Source organism: Pseudophaeobacter sp. 1A09344 (assembly GCF_041008745.1).
GTDB classification, from domain to species: domain Bacteria; phylum Pseudomonadota; class Alphaproteobacteria; order Rhodobacterales; family Rhodobacteraceae; genus Phycobacter; species Phycobacter gallaeciensis_A.
Genome location: NZ_JAXGFS010000001.1, coordinates 512,236 through 528,677, shown reverse-complemented (window position 1 = coordinate 528,677; position 16,442 = coordinate 512,236). Strand labels below are relative to the sequence as shown.

General features: G+C 60.0%; 16 protein-coding genes. 5 read left to right on the top strand and 11 right to left on the bottom strand.

Annotation, left to right across the window (positions count from 1 at the left end; all coding sequences use genetic code 11):
- The first annotated feature begins 257 nt into the window (after positions 1-257).
- Positions 258-1,601, top strand: coding sequence for a methylenetetrahydrofolate--tRNA-(uracil(54)-C(5))-methyltransferase (FADH(2)-oxidizing) TrmFO (gene trmFO, locus SM765_RS02385; protein WP_368981404.1), 1,344 nt, complete (start codon positions 258-260; stop codon positions 1,599-1,601).
- Between the two features lie 15 nt (positions 1,602-1,616).
- On the top strand, positions 1,617-2,459 hold the full coding sequence (gene gluQRS, locus SM765_RS02380) for a tRNA glutamyl-Q(34) synthetase GluQRS (RefSeq protein ID WP_274836964.1): 843 nt from the start codon (positions 1,617-1,619) through the stop codon (positions 2,457-2,459).
- 6 nt (positions 2,460-2,465) lie between these two features.
- Here gluQRS and hisI read toward each other — a convergent pair whose 3' ends face one another.
- The gene (hisI, locus tag SM765_RS02375) at positions 2,466-2,861 is read right to left on the bottom strand and encodes a phosphoribosyl-AMP cyclohydrolase (RefSeq protein ID WP_274836963.1); all 396 of its coding nucleotides are present in this window, start codon (positions 2,859-2,861) and stop codon (positions 2,466-2,468) included.
- A 58-nt stretch (positions 2,862-2,919) separates the two neighbouring features.
- On the opposite strand from hisI, the gene SM765_RS02370 reads away from it, so the two are divergent.
- On the top strand, positions 2,920-3,372 hold the full coding sequence (locus tag SM765_RS02370; protein WP_065270139.1) for an iron-sulfur cluster assembly scaffold protein: 453 nt from the start codon (positions 2,920-2,922) through the stop codon (positions 3,370-3,372).
- A gap of 58 nt (positions 3,373-3,430) precedes the next feature.
- The gene (locus tag SM765_RS02365) at positions 3,431-4,837 is read left to right on the top strand and encodes a methyl-accepting chemotaxis protein (RefSeq protein WP_274836962.1); all 1,407 of its coding nucleotides are present in this window, start codon (positions 3,431-3,433) and stop codon (positions 4,835-4,837) included.
- A 256-nt stretch (positions 4,838-5,093) separates the two neighbouring features.
- On the opposite strand, the gene SM765_RS02360 is transcribed toward SM765_RS02365, so the two are convergent.
- The 5 genes from SM765_RS02360 to sciP all read right to left on the bottom strand — a co-directional run bounded on the left by SM765_RS02360 (position 5,094) and on the right by sciP (position 11,175).
- Positions 5,094-5,216: a hypothetical protein gene (locus SM765_RS02360; RefSeq protein ID WP_274831152.1), complete on the bottom strand. Its 123-nt coding sequence runs from the start codon at positions 5,214-5,216 to the stop codon at positions 5,094-5,096.
- 150 nt (positions 5,217-5,366) lie between these two features.
- Positions 5,367-7,457: an ATP-dependent DNA helicase RecG gene (gene recG / locus SM765_RS02355; protein ID WP_274836961.1), complete on the bottom strand. Its 2,091-nt coding sequence runs from the start codon at positions 7,455-7,457 to the stop codon at positions 5,367-5,369.
- A complete protein-coding gene (ligA, locus tag SM765_RS02350) occupies positions 7,454-9,706 on the bottom strand; it encodes an NAD-dependent DNA ligase LigA (protein WP_274836960.1) in 2,253 nt (750 codons plus the stop codon). Before ligA ends, recG begins: the two co-directional genes overlap by 4 nt.
- A 292-nt stretch (positions 9,707-9,998) precedes the next feature.
- Positions 9,999-10,724: a response regulator transcription factor CtrA gene (gene ctrA, locus SM765_RS02345; protein WP_065273438.1), complete on the bottom strand. Its 726-nt coding sequence runs from the start codon at positions 10,722-10,724 to the stop codon at positions 9,999-10,001.
- A gap of 172 nt (positions 10,725-10,896) precedes the next feature.
- Positions 10,897-11,175, bottom strand: coding sequence for a CtrA inhibitor SciP (gene sciP, locus SM765_RS02340; protein ID WP_065273437.1), 279 nt, complete (start codon positions 11,173-11,175; stop codon positions 10,897-10,899).
- A gap of 147 nt (positions 11,176-11,322) precedes the next feature.
- On the opposite strand from sciP, the gene mnmA reads away from it, so the two are divergent.
- Positions 11,323-12,468, top strand: a complete 1,146-nt coding sequence (gene mnmA / locus SM765_RS02335; RefSeq protein ID WP_065273436.1) for a tRNA 2-thiouridine(34) synthase MnmA — start codon at positions 11,323-11,325, stop codon at positions 12,466-12,468.
- On the opposite strand, the gene lpxB is transcribed toward mnmA, so the two are convergent.
- From lpxB to SM765_RS02310, 5 genes are all read right to left on the bottom strand, one after another.
- A complete protein-coding gene (gene lpxB / locus SM765_RS02330; RefSeq protein ID WP_274836959.1) occupies positions 12,465-13,622 on the bottom strand; it encodes a lipid-A-disaccharide synthase in 1,158 nt (385 codons plus the stop codon). The genes mnmA and lpxB overlap by 4 nt on opposite strands.
- On the bottom strand, positions 13,619-14,410 hold the full coding sequence (locus SM765_RS02325; protein ID WP_368981403.1) for an LpxI family protein: 792 nt from the start codon (positions 14,408-14,410) through the stop codon (positions 13,619-13,621). Before SM765_RS02325 ends, lpxB begins: the two co-directional genes overlap by 4 nt.
- 4 nt (positions 14,411-14,414) lie before the next feature.
- On the bottom strand, positions 14,415-15,200 hold the full coding sequence (gene lpxA, locus SM765_RS02320; protein WP_274836958.1) for an acyl-ACP--UDP-N-acetylglucosamine O-acyltransferase: 786 nt from the start codon (positions 15,198-15,200) through the stop codon (positions 14,415-14,417).
- A gap of 5 nt (positions 15,201-15,205) precedes the next feature.
- Positions 15,206-15,670 (bottom strand): 3-hydroxyacyl-ACP dehydratase FabZ, encoded by a 465-nt coding sequence (fabZ, locus tag SM765_RS02315; RefSeq protein ID WP_065273432.1) that lies wholly within the window; start codon positions 15,668-15,670, stop codon positions 15,206-15,208.
- Positions 15,671-15,769: 99 nt separating this feature from the next.
- Positions 15,770-16,369: an OmpH/Skp family outer membrane protein gene (locus tag SM765_RS02310; RefSeq protein WP_425537289.1), complete on the bottom strand. Its 600-nt coding sequence runs from the start codon at positions 16,367-16,369 to the stop codon at positions 15,770-15,772.
- Positions 16,370-16,442 lie beyond the last annotated feature (73 nt).

The window sequence follows — 16,442 nt, the reverse complement described above, 5'->3', positions numbered from 1 at the left end:
CAGGATAATGGCAAAGGTTGGGCACCGGTCACAGACCGGTCACAATTTTGGGCCGCTGCGTCGGAAGGTCCCTCCAACCGGGTCTCTCTCCCCGGTCGACATTCCCGCCGCAGTGGCCCCAAAATTCTCCCCTGCACAATACCGGTTCCAATGATGAGCAAACGGGTGCGTTGTCGGCCCCCTTGCATTGCGCGCCATTGCTGCCCCCGAAGCATGTCATATTGCGCAATGGCCATCCCTGCCCTATGTGGCACCTCATGACACAAGAATTGCATATCGTGGGCGGCGGCATGGCCGGGTCCGAAGCTGCCTGGCAGGCGGCGAACATGGGCGTAAAGGTCGTGCTGCACGAGATGCGGCCCAAGGTCGAAACCTTTGCCCATCAGACCGGCAACCTGGGTGAGATGGTCTGTTCCAACTCCTTCCGCTCCGATGACGATGAACAGAACGCCGTTGGCCTGCTGCATTGGGAAATGCGCGCCGCCAAGGGTCTGATCATGACCACGGCGGATAAGCATCGCCTGCCCGCAGGCGGCGCCCTGGCGGTGGACCGGGAACCCTTTGCCGAAACCGTCACCGCCCAGCTTAAGAGCCTTCCGAATGTCTCTGTTTCTTATGAAGAAATCACAGAGCTTCCCACCGAAGGTCACTGGATCTTTGCAACCGGTCCGCTGACCTCCCCCGATCTGGGCAAGGCGATCCAGGCTGAAACCGGCGCCGAGGCGCTGGCGTTCTTCGATGCCATTGCACCCATCGTCTATGCCGGGAGCATCGACATGTCCAAGGCCTGGATGCAGTCGCGCTATGACAAGGGCGAGACCGAGGAGGAGCGCACCGCTTACCTCAACTGTCCGATGGACAAGGAACAATACGAGGCCTTCATCGACGCGCTGCTCGCCGCCGACAAGACAGAGTTCCACGAGGGCGAAACCGCTGGCTATTTCGACGGCTGCCTGCCGATTGAAGTGATGGCCGAACGCGGCCGCGAAACCCTGCGCCACGGACCGATGAAGCCCGTTGGCCTCACCAACCCGCACCAGCCCGACATCAAGGCACACGCCGTGGTGCAGCTGCGCCGGGACAATGCTTTGGGGACGCTGTTCAACATCGTCGGCTTCCAGACCAAGATGAAATACGGCGCCCAGACCGAGGTGTTCCGGATGATTCCGGGGTTGGAAAACGCCAGTTTCGCACGGCTTGGCGGCATCCACCGCAACACCTTCCTCAACTCTCCGACCCTTCTGGACAGCCAGATGCGCATGAAGTCGCGGCCCAATATCCGCTTTGCCGGGCAGATCACCGGCGTCGAAGGCTACGTGGAAAGCGCCGCTATGGGCCTGCTTGCCGGTCGCCTGGCCGCTGCGGAGATCCTGGGCAAGCCCCTGACCGATGTGCCGCAGGACAGCGCCATGGGCGCGCTGATCCATCACATCACCGGCGGCGCCGAGGCCAAGACGTTCCAGCCAATGAACGTGAACTTTGGCCTGTTCCGCCCGGTAGATGGGCTGAAAGGCGGGCGTCGCGGCCGCAAGGACCGCTACAAGGCCTATACCGACCGGGCCAAAGCCGCCTGGACCGAATGGCTGCAGCAGTTTTCCTGAACCGCGAGGGGCGCAATGACATTTCGCACCCGTTTTGCGCCCTCGCCCACCGGTCCGCTGCACCTGGGCCATGCCTATTCCGCGATCATTGCTCATGACATGGCCCGCGCCGCCGGAGGCGCCTTCCTGCTGCGCATGGAGGACACCGACCTGCAACGGTCGAAACCGGAATGGGACGCGGCCATTATCGAAGATCTGACCTGGCTGGGCCTTCGCTGGGACGAGCCCATTCTGCGCCAGTCAGAGCACCTGAACGACTACAATAAATACCTCAAAGCCTTTGAAAGTATGGGGATTTTATATCCCTGCTCCTGCAGCCGTGCAGATATCCGCGCCGCCCTCTCCGCACCGCAGGAGGGTGTCAGCCACGACGTCTATCCCGGCACCTGCAAGAACCGCCCCATGTCGGATCGCAAACCGGGTGATGCGCTGCGGCTGCATCTTGACCGCGCGCTTTCCCGCCTCAAAGGCCAGAACGTGACCTTCGAAGAAACCGGCGCGGCGCATAAGGGCACACACCATCTGGATCCTGAGCGCGCCCTGCAGGAAATCGGCGATGTGGTTCTGTCGCGCAAGGGCGAAGAGATCATCGCCTATTTCCTCGCCTCGGCGCTGGACGACGTGCATCAGGAGATCACCCATGTGGTACGGGGCGAGGATCTGTTCGACTTCACCCAGCTACAGGTCCTGCTACTGACACTGCTGGAGCTGCCGGTTCCCATTTACCACCACCACCGCCTGATCCGTGACGAGGCAGGCAAGCGCCTCGCCAAACGCGACGATGCCCGAGCCATCGCAAAATACCGCGCCGAAGGCGCAACGCCGCAGGACATCCGCCGCATGGTGGGCCTTGACTGAGCTGCCTCAGACCATGGGCGCCATCAGTTCGACCTCTTCCCCCTGCCGCACAGCGGTATAGAAACAGCTGCGCCGGTTGGTGTGGCAAGCCGGTCCGGTCTGGCGCACGACAGCAAGCAAGCAATCCCGGTCACAATCCAGTCGCAGATCCACCAGCTCCTGCACATGGCCCGAGCTTTCACCCTTGACCCAGAACGACTGCCGCGAGCGCGACCAATAGGTCACCTTGCCCGTCTCCAGCGTGCGCGCGACGCTTTCCGCGTTCATCCAGGCCATCATCAGCACCTCATGGCTTTCACGGTCCTGCGCGATACAGGGGATCAGGCCGTTTGCGTCGTAACGCAGGCTTGCGGGATCAAAGGACTGTGTGGTCGCGCTGGACATGGCAAAAACCTTTTGCATCTGAAGCTTCGCTCCCTATGTATGAGGAACTCCACCCAAGGGAAACCCCGAGGCCCGCATGTCCAGCGAAACCGATCTGATCAAACTCTATTCTTCCCGCATTCTGGCCCTTGCGGCGGATATTCCGCATTTGGAGCGTCTGGAAGATCCTGATGTCACAGTGAAAAAACGCTCGCCTCTCTGCGGGTCGACGGTGACCGTCGATCTGAAGGTCGAGGATGGCAAGATCACCGATTTCGGCCAGGACGTGAAAGCCTGCGCCCTGGGGCAAGCCGCGGCATCGGTTGTGGCGGATCACATTATCGGCTGCTCGCTGGAGACGGTGGAAAAGGCCCGCAACCAGCTGAAAGCGATGCTGACCGAAGGTGCCGAACCGCCGCAAGCCCCCTTTGACGAACTTGAGGTATTGGTGCCCGCCCGTGAGTTCAAGAATCGCCATGCTTCGATCATGCTGGCGCTGGATGCGACGCGTGAGGCGCTTCAGCAAGTTGCTAAGGAAGAGTGTACTTAACGATAATTTTATAACATTTGGGCTACTTGTTGACTGTAACGAGTAAACGGGTCCCTAAATGCTGCAAAAACAAGACACTCAGGCGCCATCAGTCGCGGACGCCAATCTGAACGATCTTGCCGAAATCTCTTCCCAGCTCGGTTTTGAAATTGTCGACATTGCCGGGTTCCTGGACATGATCGAGAGTAAATCCAAAACCCAACTTGAAGATCTTGACCAATTGGACCGAGGCGCCGAGCGGGTTGTCAGATCGAATGCGCAGGTCATGGAGACCGTGGGTGCCGTCTCTCTATCAACCCAGAAAACGCTGGAGTCAGCCAGAGAGTCCGTAGCCCTCGTCCGCGAAAGCAGCGGCCGCAGCCAGGAGGTTGCCGAATGGGTGCAGGACCTCAACAGCCGTACCGAGGACGTCAGCAACACCGTCGACGCTATGCGCAAGGACAACGAGATCATCACTTCGATCGCGGCGCAGGTGAACATTCTCGCCATCAATGCCAAGATCGAAGCGGGGCGCGCAGGCGATGCCGGGCGGGGATTTGCGGTCGTTGCAGAGGCGATCAATGATCTGTCCAAACGCACCCAACGCGCGGCACGGGAGATCAGCACAAATATCGAAACGCTTTACAGCTGGATCCGGACTCTGGACGAAGAAACTGAGACGATATCCAAATCCGCCAAACAAATCCTGGACCGCGCCCGAGATACCGACGCGTCGCTGGCTGGCATTGAAAAAGACGCCCAGAAGGTGAACAGCGAAACCGGCCGGATTCTGACCGATGCCACGACCGTGCGCGACGCGATGGAGGCGTGTTTTCCCAACATCAACCGGATCAAGCATTCTGTTCAGGACACCACTGCCGACATTCAAAAGACCCACCACCGTGTTGAAAATCTTATTCTTTCCTCTGAACGTCTTGTTCAGGGCACGGTGGCGCTTGGCGGCCAATCCGGGGACAAGATGTTCATCGCATTTGTCACCGACATGGCCGCCCAGATTGGAAGGCTATTCGAAGAAGGCCTGACCAGCAGCCGGATTTCGCAGGCAGATCTGTTCGACCGGACCTATGTTCCAATCCCCAACACCAATCCGACACAGGTCATGACCCGTTTCACCAAGTTCACCGACAGCGTCCTGCCGCCGCTGCTGGAGGCCGCCCTGGATCTGGATCCGCGCGTGGTCTTTTCCGCAGCAGTGGACGTCAACGGATACCTCCCGACTCACAACAAGAAATTCTCCAAACCGCAAAGCGCAGATCCTGACTGGAACACGGCCAACTGCCGCAACCGGCGGATTTTCGATGATCGTGTCGGGCTCAAGGCCGGACGCAACACAGGTCCCTTCCTGATGCAGGTTTACCGGCGCGACATGGGCGGCGGCGACTTCGTCATGATGAAGGACCTGTCGGCGCCCATTACCGTGGGTGGTCGCCATTGGGGTGGTCTGCGGATGGCCTTTACGACCTGAAGCCCAATTACACGGATCCCCGAAACAGACGAAAACCCCGCGCAACTATATATTTATGCAATAAAAAAAGCCGCCACACATCCGGGCAGATGGTGGCGGCAACTCTGGTTCTTCATGCGGGACGGGTCACGCTTTCCGGCAATCAGGCAAGGCCGGACGGGGATGGGTACAGGCAGGTATTCCCCTCATCGGTTCGGGACAGGATGCAGTGCGACCACCATGAAGAGCCAAGATCGAATTCAGGATTGTGTCAGGCTTAGAAAGATCCCGGAAGGTGCAGCGCCGCCACCAGCATGACCGTAAGGGCGCCCGCACCAATCGCGTCCTGCAGCAGGGTGGATTGGGCGTTTTGAAGGGTCGTTTTCAACTGTGCAATCATTATCGTTCCTCCGGTCTGTTCGCTGTGTTTGCGCTTGGGCGCATTCTTGTTGCCCCTTTGTTCTCATTTTGCGAACAGCAAGTAAAGAACTTTATGGGAACATTTGCGAACTTTTTGGAACAAAACCGGTTTCAGCAGGAACGAAACAGGTTAACCCACTGAAATCAAACGGAATGCCTGGTCCTGCTTCATCAACCACAGCAGAACGCGTGCGGCCTGCCCCCGGGGACCAGTCAGATCGGGGTCTTTGGCCAGCAATGCGCGCGCATCGCTTTGCGCTACGGCCATCAATGGTGCCTGCCGTTCCAGATCGGCAATCCTGAACCGCGGCAGACCGGATTGCGCCGTGCCGATCATGTCACCGGCACCGCGCATCTCCAGATCGGTTTCGGAAATGCGAAAGCCATCCTCGGTTTCGCGCAGCACCTCCAGCCGCCGACGGCCTCCCTCGCTCAGCGGTGGCTGGTACATCAACAGGCAGGTGGATTCTGCGCTGCCACGCCCGACACGCCCCCGCAGCTGATGCAGCTGGGCTAGGCCAAAGATTTCGGCCCGTTCGATCACCATGATCGAGGCATTGGGCACGTTGACGCCCACCTCGATCACCGTGGTCGCCACCAGAACCTTGGTCTCACCGCTTTGAAAGGCGGCCATGGCCGCATCTTTTTCCCCAACCGGCATCTGCCCATGCACGAGACCCACCACGCCTTCGCCAAGGGCGGCGCGCAAGAGCTTGAACCGTTCTTCTGCAGCGGTCAGGTCCATGACCTCGGATTCGCCAACCAAGGGGCACACCCAGTAGCACTGCCGCCCTTCCTCAATGGCGTGGCGCAGGTGGCTGACAATCTCCTCGGTCCGTTCCGTGCTGATCACAGCCGTCTTGACCGGCTTGCGGCCCGGAGGTTTCTCATCCAGCACCGAAACATCCATATCCCCGTACTGCGCCAGAGCCAGTGAGCGCGGAATGGGAGTCGCGGTCATCACCAGAACATCGGCGCCCATGCCCTTTTCTGCCAGTTCCATACGTTGACGAACGCCAAACCGATGCTGTTCATCTACGATGGCCAACCGCAAATCTGCAAAATGAACATCCTGCTGGAAAACCGCATGGGTCCCGACCAGAATCTGGATATCACCTCGCTGTAGCGCTGCAAGCTTGGCCTTGCGCTCGGCGCCCTTGTCGCGGCCGGTCAACAGTTCCAGAACCACGCCTGCTTCTTCGGCCAGGGGGCGCAGCCCGTCGTAATGCTGCTGCGCGAGGATGCTGGTCGGGGCCATCATCACACCCTGCCCGCCTGCCTCAACCGCAACCAGAAGCGCCATCAGCGCCACCAGCGTCTTGCCCGCGCCCACATCGCCCTGCAGCAGCCGGTTCATCCGCTTGTCCGAGGCCATATCGGCGGAGATTTCCTCAATCGCGCGGGTCTGCGCCCCCGTGGGGCGATAAGGCAACGCCGACAGGACACGGGACTGCAAACGCCCGGTGGCCTGACTCTGGATGCCACGGGATTTGCGCTCCGATTGGCGGGCAATCGCCAGCGTCAGCTGATGCGCAAACAGCTCATCATAGGCCAGGCGCGCCCGTGCCGGTGCATCAGGGGACAGATCCTCCTGCCCTTGTGGCTCATGCGCCGTGGTGATCGCATCGTCCCATGAAGGCCAGGCTTCGCGTTTGACTTGCTCGGGGTCGATCCATTCGGGCAGTTCCGGCGCCAGATCCAATGCGCCGCGCAGCGCCTTGAACATGGTTTTCTGCGATACCCCATGGGTCAGGTGATAGACTGGCTCGAACTCGGGAATCGTCGCGGCTTCGGCCAGTGGCACCATGTGATCGGGATGCACCATCTGCGCGATACCGTCGAACAGCTCCAGCTTGCCCGACACCAGACGGCGCGATCCCTCGGGGCATTGCGCCTCCAGATAACGGCTGCGTCCGTGAAAGAACACCAACTGAAAATCCGTCTCCGCATCCGTCACCGTAATACGGTAGGCGCCCCCGCGATTGCGCGGCGGCCTATGGCCGCCGATGGTAACCTCAACCGTGGCAACGGTCGGCAGTTCCAACCCGGAAACCGTATCGCGACGACGGCGATCCTGTACCGAGTATGGCAATGAAAACAACAGGTCACGCGGCGTTTCTATATGGATATGCTCCAGATTTTGGGCCGTCTTCGGCCCAATCCCTGGCAGTTTCTCCAGCCCTGAAAACAGGGGAAACAGGATCTCGGGACGCCCGCTCATGACTGTTCTATCAGCTCCAGCCAGCTGTCTTCATCCAGAACCTTGATCCCAAGATCTGCCGCCTTGGTTGCCTTGGAACCGGCCCCGGGCCCCGCCACAAGGATATCGGTTTTCTTGGAGACCGAGCCGGAGACCTTTGCCCCCAGTGCCTCAGCCCGCGCCTTGGCCTCGGCCCTTGTCATCTTTTCCAGCGTTCCAGTAAATACCACCGTTTTGCCGGACACCGGGCTTTCGGCGGCGGGCGCATCCGGGGCGATGATCGTCAGATGTGCCGTCAACCGGTCAATCGCGGCGCGTTCCTCAGGGTTGGAAAGGGCGTCGGACAGAGACAGGGCCAGAATAGGTCCTATCCCGTCGGCGGCGACCAGATCGTCCCAGGCCGCCTGCGCTGCCTCGGGCACGTCGCAGGCGCTGACCGCAGCGGCACGGGTATCGGAGATCCGGGCGCGGCGCCCTTCCTCGGCGGCGGCGATGCGTTCGGCCTCTTCCGCCTCATCCGCCGCCCGATGCGCCAGCGCCGCCGGACGCGCGGTATCAAGCGCCGAAACCAGTTCACCCCAACCGCCGTAATGCAGCGCCAGATCGCGGCCACCGACCTCGCCGACGTGGCGAATACCAAGGGCAAAGATGAACTTGGCCAGTGGGATCTGTCGTTTCTCATCAATGGCATCAAACAGGTTGGCGGCCGATTTTTCCCCCCAACCTTCGCGGTGTTTCAGCAGCTGCATGCCAGAGCCAAAGCGGTCCCGCAGGGTAAAAATATCAGCCGGTTCGCGGATCCATTCATCGCCGTAGAATTGTTCGACCTGCTTGTTGCCCAGCCCATCAATATCAAAGGCCGCGCGAGAGACGAAATGTTTCATCTTTTCAACAGCCTGCGCGGGACAGATAAGGCCACCGGTGCAGCGGCGCACAGCGTCGCCCTCTTCCCGGATCGCTTCGGATCCGCATTCCGGGCAGATATGCGGGAATGCATATGGCTCTGCACCCTCGGGCCGCTTGGTGAGGTCCACATCCGCCACCTTGGGGATCACATCACCAGCGCGGTAGATCTGCACCCAATCGCCGATGCGGATGTCCTTGCCGCCACGGATTTCTTCGCCTTTGGAGTCAAAGCCGCGAATGTAATCCTCATTGTGCAGTGTCGCGTTCGAGACAACCACCCCGCCCACGGTCACCGGGGTCAGCCGCGCAACGGGACTGAGCGCACCGGTGCGGCCAACCTGGATGTCGATGGCTTCAAGCCGGGTCCAGGCCAGTTCGGCGGGAAACTTATGCGCAATCGCCCAGCGTGGCGTGGTGGAGCGGAAACCCAGCCGCCCCTGCAGCGCCATGTCATTCACCTTGTAAACGACACCGTCGATATCGTAGCCCAGCGTGGCCCGCTGTTCCTCGATGCTCCGGTAATGCGCAATCATCTCGTCCACAGTGGGGCACAGCCTGGTCAGGGGATTGATGGTAAAGCCAAAGCTTTCCAATCGTTTCATCGCCTCGAACTGCGTTTCCGCAAGAGGTTCAGAGAGCTCACCCCAGCTATAGGCAAAGAATTGCAATGGACGGGAGCGGGTAATTTCCGGATCCAGTTGACGCAAGGACCCTGCCGCCGCGTTGCGCGGGTTGGCAAATGTCTTGCCGCCGCGTTCTTCCTGCCGGGCGTTCAGGGCGGCAAAAGCCTCATGGCTCATGTAGACTTCGCCGCGCACCTCCAGCACTGCGGGCGCATCTGCGATCTGCTGCGGAATATCGGCGATGGTGCGGGCGTTTTCGGTGACGTTCTCGCCCACCGATCCATCACCGCGGGTGGCGGCCTGTATCAGCACACCGTTTTCATAGCGCAGAGAAAGAGACAAACCATCGATTTTTGGCTCGGCGGTAAAGCTGAGCGGAGTATCCTCGGACTGGCCCAGGTATTTTCGAACACTGCGGGCAAAATCTTCTACATCACTGTCTTCAAACGCATTTCCGAGCGACAACATCGGCACGCTATGCGCCACCTTGCCAAAGCCAGAGGCCGCGGGCGCCCCTACGGTATTCAGCTGAGACGCCTCGTCTTTCAGTGCCGGAAACGCGTCCGTCAAAGCAACATACCGGCGTTTGGCCGCATCGTATTCGGCGTCCGAAATGATCGGCGCATCTTCCTGGTGATACGCAAGATCGGCGGTTTGCAGTTTCTCCTGCAAGGCCAGGAATTCCTGGCGGGCGTCTTCTTTGGAAAGACTCTTCGGATCGCTGTCTTGGCTTTGTGTCACGCGTTTGCCCCGTCTTGCTTCAGACTAGGTGATAGGCCGCAGAACCTGCCACGTCCAGAGAAGCAAGAGGGCTTTGGCGTCCCATCAAACACAAAAAATCCCGCCGCAGCGGGTTGAGCGAAGGCCCGTACAGAACCTTACTCACGAAAACCAAAATTGGCGTGGCGCGCACATGGTAAATGGCGCAGCCACTTGGTTAACGACACATGCCTTTGGTTAACAGCATATGCCATTATAATTGAGGGCAGACATCTGCCCCCAACAAAGAGTTACAATTCGAATGGGTCGCCGATCAGGCGCCGACTGCCATCCGTTGTTCGGCACCGCCACCGAGTTGATCGTCCTGCGGATCGCGCAGCACATAGCCCCGGCCCCAGACCGTTTCGATGTAGTTTTCACCGCCTGTTGCAGTGCTGAGTTTCTTTCTCAGCTTGCAGATGAAAACGTCGATGATTTTCAGTTCGGGCTCGTCCATCCCGCCATAAAGGTGGTTCAGGAACATTTCCTTGGTCAGGGTGGTCCCTTTCCGCAGGCTGAGCAATTCCAGCATCTGGTATTCTTTGCCGGTCAGGTGAACGGCCTTGCCGTCAACCTCAACGGTTTTTGCATCCAGATTAACCGAGATCTTGCCGGTCTTAATGATCGACTGGGAGTGACCTTTGGAGCGGCGAATGATCGCGTGGATCCGTGCCACCAGTTCCTCACGGTGGAACGGCTTGGTCAGGTAATCATCAGCGCCGAAACCGAAGCCTTTGATTTTATTGTCTGTATCATCAGCACCAGACAGGATGAGAATGGGCGTCTCAATACGTGCCATGCGCAATTGGCGCAGCACTTCGTGCCCGTTCATGTCCGGCAGTCCCAGATCCAAAAGGATCAGATCGTAATCATAAAGCTTTGCCAGATCGATGCCTTCCTCGCCCAGATCCGTCGTATAGACGTTCAGGTTGGCATGGGTCAGCATCAACTCAATGCTTTTTGCAGTTGTAGGATCATCCTCAACAAGAAGAATGCGCATGTTCGTTTTCTCCGCCTGTATCCTGTTTCCCTCAGGTCGCTGTTAACCTTGCTGGAAAATAGTTAATGCCCCGTTACCATGATCGTTAAAACTCAACATCAAATCAACCGTTCGGTGTTGTTTTAGCACAAAATGGCACTGGGTAGGCGGAGCAAAAGGTTAGTATTAAGCACTAAGGCTTACGAAATTTCTTCAATTGGGTGGTTTTCAACGCTTCTTCGCCGTGATCGGCAACCGCAGCAACCCAGCTGCGGAATTCTTCTTCACTGAGACCATAAAGACGCAGTGCTTCCCCTTGTGGCAGCAATCCATAAAGAACGCCCCTCACCACCGAGGCCTTGCGCGAGGCAACCCAGCGTTTTGTCGTTTTGGGCGGAAGGTCTGCACGGGTCATAACGGAGCCGTCCGGCAAGGTCACAGCCCGTGGTCCATCTACTTTTTTCAAGAACATTGCTTTATCCCTGTGAGGATCTGCGTAATTAGCTTCGTGAGCAGGTTTCCCCCATTGTCCTTAATGGCGCGTGAACCACACACTTGAGAGTCGTTAGGATTTTCCTATATTCTGCAACGCCTTTCCCTTGAACTAAGGAGTCGCCCTATGGCGCTGGATACCGATGGCCCGCTGAATTCGCTTGGCTTTGCCAAACCGCCCTCGGAAACGCGGGTGGTTGTTGCCATGTCCGGCGGCGTCGACAGCTCTGTTGTTGCTGCATATTTGGCCGATCAGGGCTATGATGTGGTGGGCGTCACGCTGCAGCTTTACGACCACGGCGCGGCCCTGGCCAAGAAGGGCGCCTGCTGCGCTGGGATCGACATCCACGATGCGCGGCGAGTCGCCGAAGAGCGCGGATTCCCGCACTATGTTCTCGACTATGAGAACATTTTTAAGGATGCGGTTATCGATGAGTTTGCCGACAGCTATCTGGCCGGGGCGACGCCAGTGCCCTGCATCCGCTGCAATGAACGGGTCAAATTCAAGGATCTTCTGGAGACCGCAAAGGATCTCGAGGCCGATTGCATGGCGACGGGTCACTATATCCAGCGCAAGATGGGCCCTAACGGCCCCGAGCTACATTCGGCCGAGGATGCCAACCGGGATCAGAGCTATTTCCTTTTTTCAACAACGCCGGAACAGCTGGACTATCTGCGCTTTCCGCTAGGGCACCTACCCTCCAAGGATGCCACCCGCGAGATGGCCTCCCGCTATGGGCTGGCGGTGGCCGACAAGCCCGACAGTCAGGACATCTGTTTCGTACCCGATGGAAACTATGCCAGCGTGATCGAGAAGCTGCGCCCCGGGGCGGCTGATCCCGGAGAGATCGTTCATGCGGATGGGCGCGTTCTGGGCCAGCACACCGGGGTGATTCACTACACCATCGGCCAGCGCCGCGGCCTTGGGATCGGTGGCCTCAGCGAGCCGCTCTATGTGGTGCGGCTTGATGTGGACAAGAAACAGGTGGTCGTCGGCCCCAAGGACATGCTGGCCACCCGAATCGTACCTGTGCGGGAAATCAACTGGCTGGGCGACGAACCCTTTACCAGTCGGAAGGAATGGCATGTCGCGGTGAAGGTTCGCTCGACCCGCCCCCCGCGTGAGGCGATTATCCGTCCATTGTCCGAAACCACGGCCGAGGTTGAGCTCCTGACGCCCGAAGAAGGCGTATCGCCCGGACAGGCCTGCGTTTTTTATGACACCGAAAGCAGCCGCATCTTTGGAGGCGGCTGGATCTGGCGCGGCTACTAAAGGCGCGCCAGAACCGCGCGGGCGGCGCGCAGGCCCGGCGCCTCCCCGCCCTCGCCCAGACGCTCCATGGTGAGCCCCATGGCGTCCTGCTGCGCCTCAGGGTTGGCACGGACATCTGCCAGCGCCCCGGCGATCCGCGACGGGGTGCAATCTGGCCCAAGGCATTCCGGCACAACGCGGGTTTCGCTCACCAGATTGACGAGTGTGACCGTATCAATCAGGGCCATGCGCTTCATGATCTGCCAGGTCAGCCATTGGAAGCGATAGGCGATCACCATGGGGGTGCGCGCGGCGGCTAGCTCCAGCGACACGGTGCCCGAAGCTGCAAGCGCCAGATCCGCCGCGGCAAAGGCCGCTCGTTTGCGCGCCTCGGCAACAGCCGGGTCAAGACCGGTCGGGTCGAGCAACACAGTGCCCTGTGGCCAATCCTTGGCGTGCTGGCGCACCAATTCAGCCACCGGACCGGCGGTCGGCACCACGATTCGGTATTCGGGATAGGCCGCTACGAAATCCCGCAGCGCGGCCCCGAACACGGGCGCCAAGCGCCCCACCTCTGACCGCCGTGACCCCGGTAAGGCCAAAAGGATCGGCGCATCGCCAAGGTCACAGGTCTGGCGCAACGCGGCGATCTCTTCTGCTGTCGCCTTTGGCTCTGCTACTACGGGATGGCCGACAAAATCGCAGTCCATCCCGGCGGCTTCCATATAAGGCGGCTCGAACGGCAGCAGCGCAAGCACGTGATCGATGCAGGTGGCCATCTTCTGCGCCCGGCCCGGCCGCCAGGCCCAGACGGACGGTGCCACGTAATGCACGGTACGGATGTCGCTGCCCTGTTTCACCAGCCGCGCCACGCGCAGCGAAAAATCCGGGCTGTCGATGGTGATCATCACATCAGGGCGCATGGCGATCACAGCATCGGCGGTTTCACGGATACGGCGTTTCAGATGGCGGTATTTCGGCAGAACCTCGGCCAGGCCCATGACGGACAGCTCGTCCATCGGAAACCGGGACTGCAGCCCCTGCTCAGCCATCAGGGTACCGCCAACCCCTTCAAATGAAACATCGGGGGCTAGCGTTTTCAGCCCTTCCATCAGGGCCGCGCCCAGCCGATCCCCCGAAGGCTCCCCGGCCAGGATAAAGACCCGGAGGCTCATGCCGCGTCGCGCAGCCACAGGAACAGGCCCAGACGGTCACAGGTGGCAATCACCGCCTCCTGCTCCAGCACGATCACGCCTCCGGCCTCCAGCACGATACCGGACAGACCGGCTGCTGCGGCCTTTTCCACCGTCGCAGGGCCAATGGTGGGCAGATCGGCGCGCCGGTCCTGTCCTGTCTTCGGCGCCTTGACCATCACTCCGCCCTGCCCGTCCGGACGGTGGATCAAGGTCTCCAGCATCCAGTCGGTGCCAAAGACCGTTTCCACCGCGACGGCTTGCCGCGCCCGCACCGCGCAGGACTGGCCAATGTCCGCCGCGCTCATCGCGGCAACGATTTCTGTTCCCCTGGCTGCGTCTGCCTTGTCGAGTTCACCTGGCTGAATACGGGTCGGCACCCCTGGCTGCATCAATAGATCCGGCGCCACATCATGCGCAGCTCGTACAGCAAAACCTGCTGACTCAAAAAGCTCCATGATCGCCCGCAATGCGCCGTCATCCCCGGCGCCAAGCGCAGCCTGCAACACCGGCACCATCGGCAAGGTTTCGGCATCGATGGCCGCAGGATCAATGGCCGGGCGCGACACGCCCCCCGCCAGACAGATCTCCGTTACGCCTGCGGACGTCAGCCGGGCGAGGAAACTGCCCAGCTGTTCCAGGCGAAAGGTGATTTCCGGATCAAGCGCATCCGGCTCGGACCCCGCCATGGCGCAGACCAGCGGTCGTTCGGACAGGCGATTGCAGATTTCAAGCGGCAGCGCACCGCGCCCCGCGATCAGAGCGATCATGCGATCATCCCCCTGGTGTCAAAAACGACCGGTCGCTTGCACCGGTGATAAAGGCGATGATTTCCTGCACATAAGCGCTGTCGGTTTCCTCACCAAGCCGCCGGGCGCGTTCCTGAAAGGTGCCCTCCCCCTGTGCCAGCATCTGGAAGGCGGCGCGCAGGGCGGTGATATCTGCCCGCGACACACCGCGGCGTTTCAGGCCGACAAGGTTAAGCCCGTCCAGCTCTCCGCGCGGGGCCTGTACCAGCCCGTAGGGGATCACATCATTTGTGACCATGGTCACCGCGCCGATGATAGCGCCACGCCCGATGCGCACCCATTGGTGGATACCGGAAAGACCACCGATGATCACATCATCCTCGATCACGCAATGACCTGCGACGGCGGCAGAATTGACCACGATCACCCGATCCCCAATCTGCGCGTCATGGGCAATGTGGCAACCGGCCATGAACAAGCCGTCATCGCCGATCCGGGTCACCCCGCCGCCACCTTCGGTACCTGCATTGATGGTCACATGTTCACGGATCCGGTTGCGCGCACCGATCACGGTCCGGCTTTTCTCTCCCTTGAACTTCAGATCCTGCGGAATCTCACCGATCACTGCGAAGGAGAACACCGTCGTCTCTGCGCCGATCTCGGTTTCGCCGGTGACCACCACATGGGATTTCAGAACCACCCCTTCGCCAAGGGTGACGTCAGCGCCGACCATGCAGAACGGACCGATTTCACAGCCCTCACCAATGGTGGAGCCCGGTTCGATCACCGCCGACGGATGGATCTGGCTCATCGCGATCAATCCTTCTGAATGTCGACCATGGCCGAGAATTCAGCCTCGGCAGCGGTTTCGCCATCGACCGAGGCAACGCCCTTGAACTTGAAGATCTTGCCACCTTTCTTCCCGCGCAGGGTTTCGACATGCATGTCCAGGACGTCGCCCGGGATCACCTTGCGGCGGAATTTGCACTTGTCGATATTCATGAAGTAGATCAGCAGGTCGGTATCGACCATATCCATGCCGACACCCAGCATGACGCCGGCGGTTTGCGCCATCGCCTCGACGATGGTTACGCCAGGCATGATCGGCGTGCCGGGGAAGTGGCCCTGAAAATGCGGTTCGTTCATGGTGACGTTCTTGATCCCATGCGCCGAGGTGTAACCGTCGATTTCGATCACTTTGTCGACCAGCAGGAACGGGTAACGATGCGGCAGAATGCGCTGGATCAGGTGAATATCGGCACTTTTCAGATCGGCGGTCATGGCGGGTATCCCGTTTTTTTATATGTCCTGCGTCACTACCAAGCGGGAACGGTCTGGGCAAGCGCACCGCGCCGATGTCAGGCACCGGTCAGACCTGTTTCACTGGTCAGACGACTGGCTTTCAAGGTCTGCCCCGTCTCCCAGAACGGCATCGATGCGCGTGATCGCAAGATCCGTCACATCCGCGGCCTCAGAGCTGAGGAAAACCGAAGAGTTATCCAGAATGGCACCGGCGCCGCTGTCACGCATGATCCCCTGAAGGATGGGCAAAGAGGCTACAAAGAACTCCCGGCGGGCTGTTTCGCCCATTTGAGTGATCTCGCGCAGTTTCTGATCCTGCGTACGCCGGGTCTCCTGCACCTTTTTGTCAAAGGCATCCGCAAGCGTGCGAAACGCCTCGGGCTCCATAGAGGGCCGCCGCTGAGTCAGGTCCTGCTCTTCGGCGCGCAGCTCTGCTTCGATACGGCGGTTCTCGGCGGTGAGCACGGCACCTTCGGCTTCCAGCTCACGCGTGACGCGCTGGCCAAAGGCGCTTTCGGAGAAGAGACGGTCAGGCTGGATCGTCAGAATGCCACTTTGCGGCGCGCCAATCTGCATTTCCTGGCCGAGAGACAGATTGAAAGGCGCGGGTGTTCCAATAACCGTTGACTGGGCCAAAGCTGTTCCAGCGGTCAAAGGCAGGTACAGCGCCAGGCCCATAACAAGCCCCCGGCGCGCCTGATAAAGGGGCGCCGACCAGCCGGTCGGCGCCCTCTTTGTTATACACGTCGGC

Bases quoted from the DNA above. Each gene is read 5' to 3' on its own strand.
- ctrA (WP_065273438.1), bottom strand. From the start codon at position 10,724: ATGCGCATTCTTCTTGTTGAGGATGATCCTACAACTGCAAAAAGCATT.
- hisI (WP_274836963.1), bottom strand. From the start codon at position 2,861: ATGCAAAAGGTTTTTGCCATGTCCAGCGCGACCACACAGTCCTTTGAT.
- sciP (WP_065273437.1), bottom strand. From the start codon at position 11,175: ATGTTCTTGAAAAAAGTAGATGGACCACGGGCTGTGACCTTGCCGGAC.
- fabZ (WP_065273432.1), bottom strand. From the start codon at position 15,670: ATGACCGCCGATCTGAAAAGTGCCGATATTCACCTGATCCAGCGCATT.
- SM765_RS02360 (WP_274831152.1), bottom strand. From the start codon at position 5,216: ATGATTGCACAGTTGAAAACGACCCTTCAAAACGCCCAATCCACCCTG.
- gluQRS (WP_274836964.1), top strand. From the start codon at position 1,617: ATGACATTTCGCACCCGTTTTGCGCCCTCGCCCACCGGTCCGCTGCAC.
- lpxA (WP_274836958.1), bottom strand. From the start codon at position 15,200: ATGAGCCAGATCCATCCGTCGGCGGTGATCGAACCGGGCTCCACCATT.
- trmFO (WP_368981404.1), top strand. From the start codon at position 258: ATGACACAAGAATTGCATATCGTGGGCGGCGGCATGGCCGGGTCCGAA.
- SM765_RS02310 (WP_425537289.1), bottom strand. From the start codon at position 16,369: ATGGGCCTGGCGCTGTACCTGCCTTTGACCGCTGGAACAGCTTTGGCC.
- SM765_RS02325 (WP_368981403.1), bottom strand. From the start codon at position 14,410: ATGATCGCTCTGATCGCGGGGCGCGGTGCGCTGCCGCTTGAAATCTGC.
- mnmA (WP_065273436.1), top strand. From the start codon at position 11,323: ATGGCGCTGGATACCGATGGCCCGCTGAATTCGCTTGGCTTTGCCAAA.
- recG (WP_274836961.1), bottom strand. From the start codon at position 7,457: ATGAGCGGGCGTCCCGAGATCCTGTTTCCCCTGTTTTCAGGGCTGGAG.
- SM765_RS02365 (WP_274836962.1), top strand. From the start codon at position 3,431: ATGCTGCAAAAACAAGACACTCAGGCGCCATCAGTCGCGGACGCCAAT.
- SM765_RS02370 (WP_065270139.1), top strand. From the start codon at position 2,920: ATGTCCAGCGAAACCGATCTGATCAAACTCTATTCTTCCCGCATTCTG.
- lpxB (WP_274836959.1), bottom strand. From the start codon at position 13,622: ATGAGCCTCCGGGTCTTTATCCTGGCCGGGGAGCCTTCGGGGGATCGG.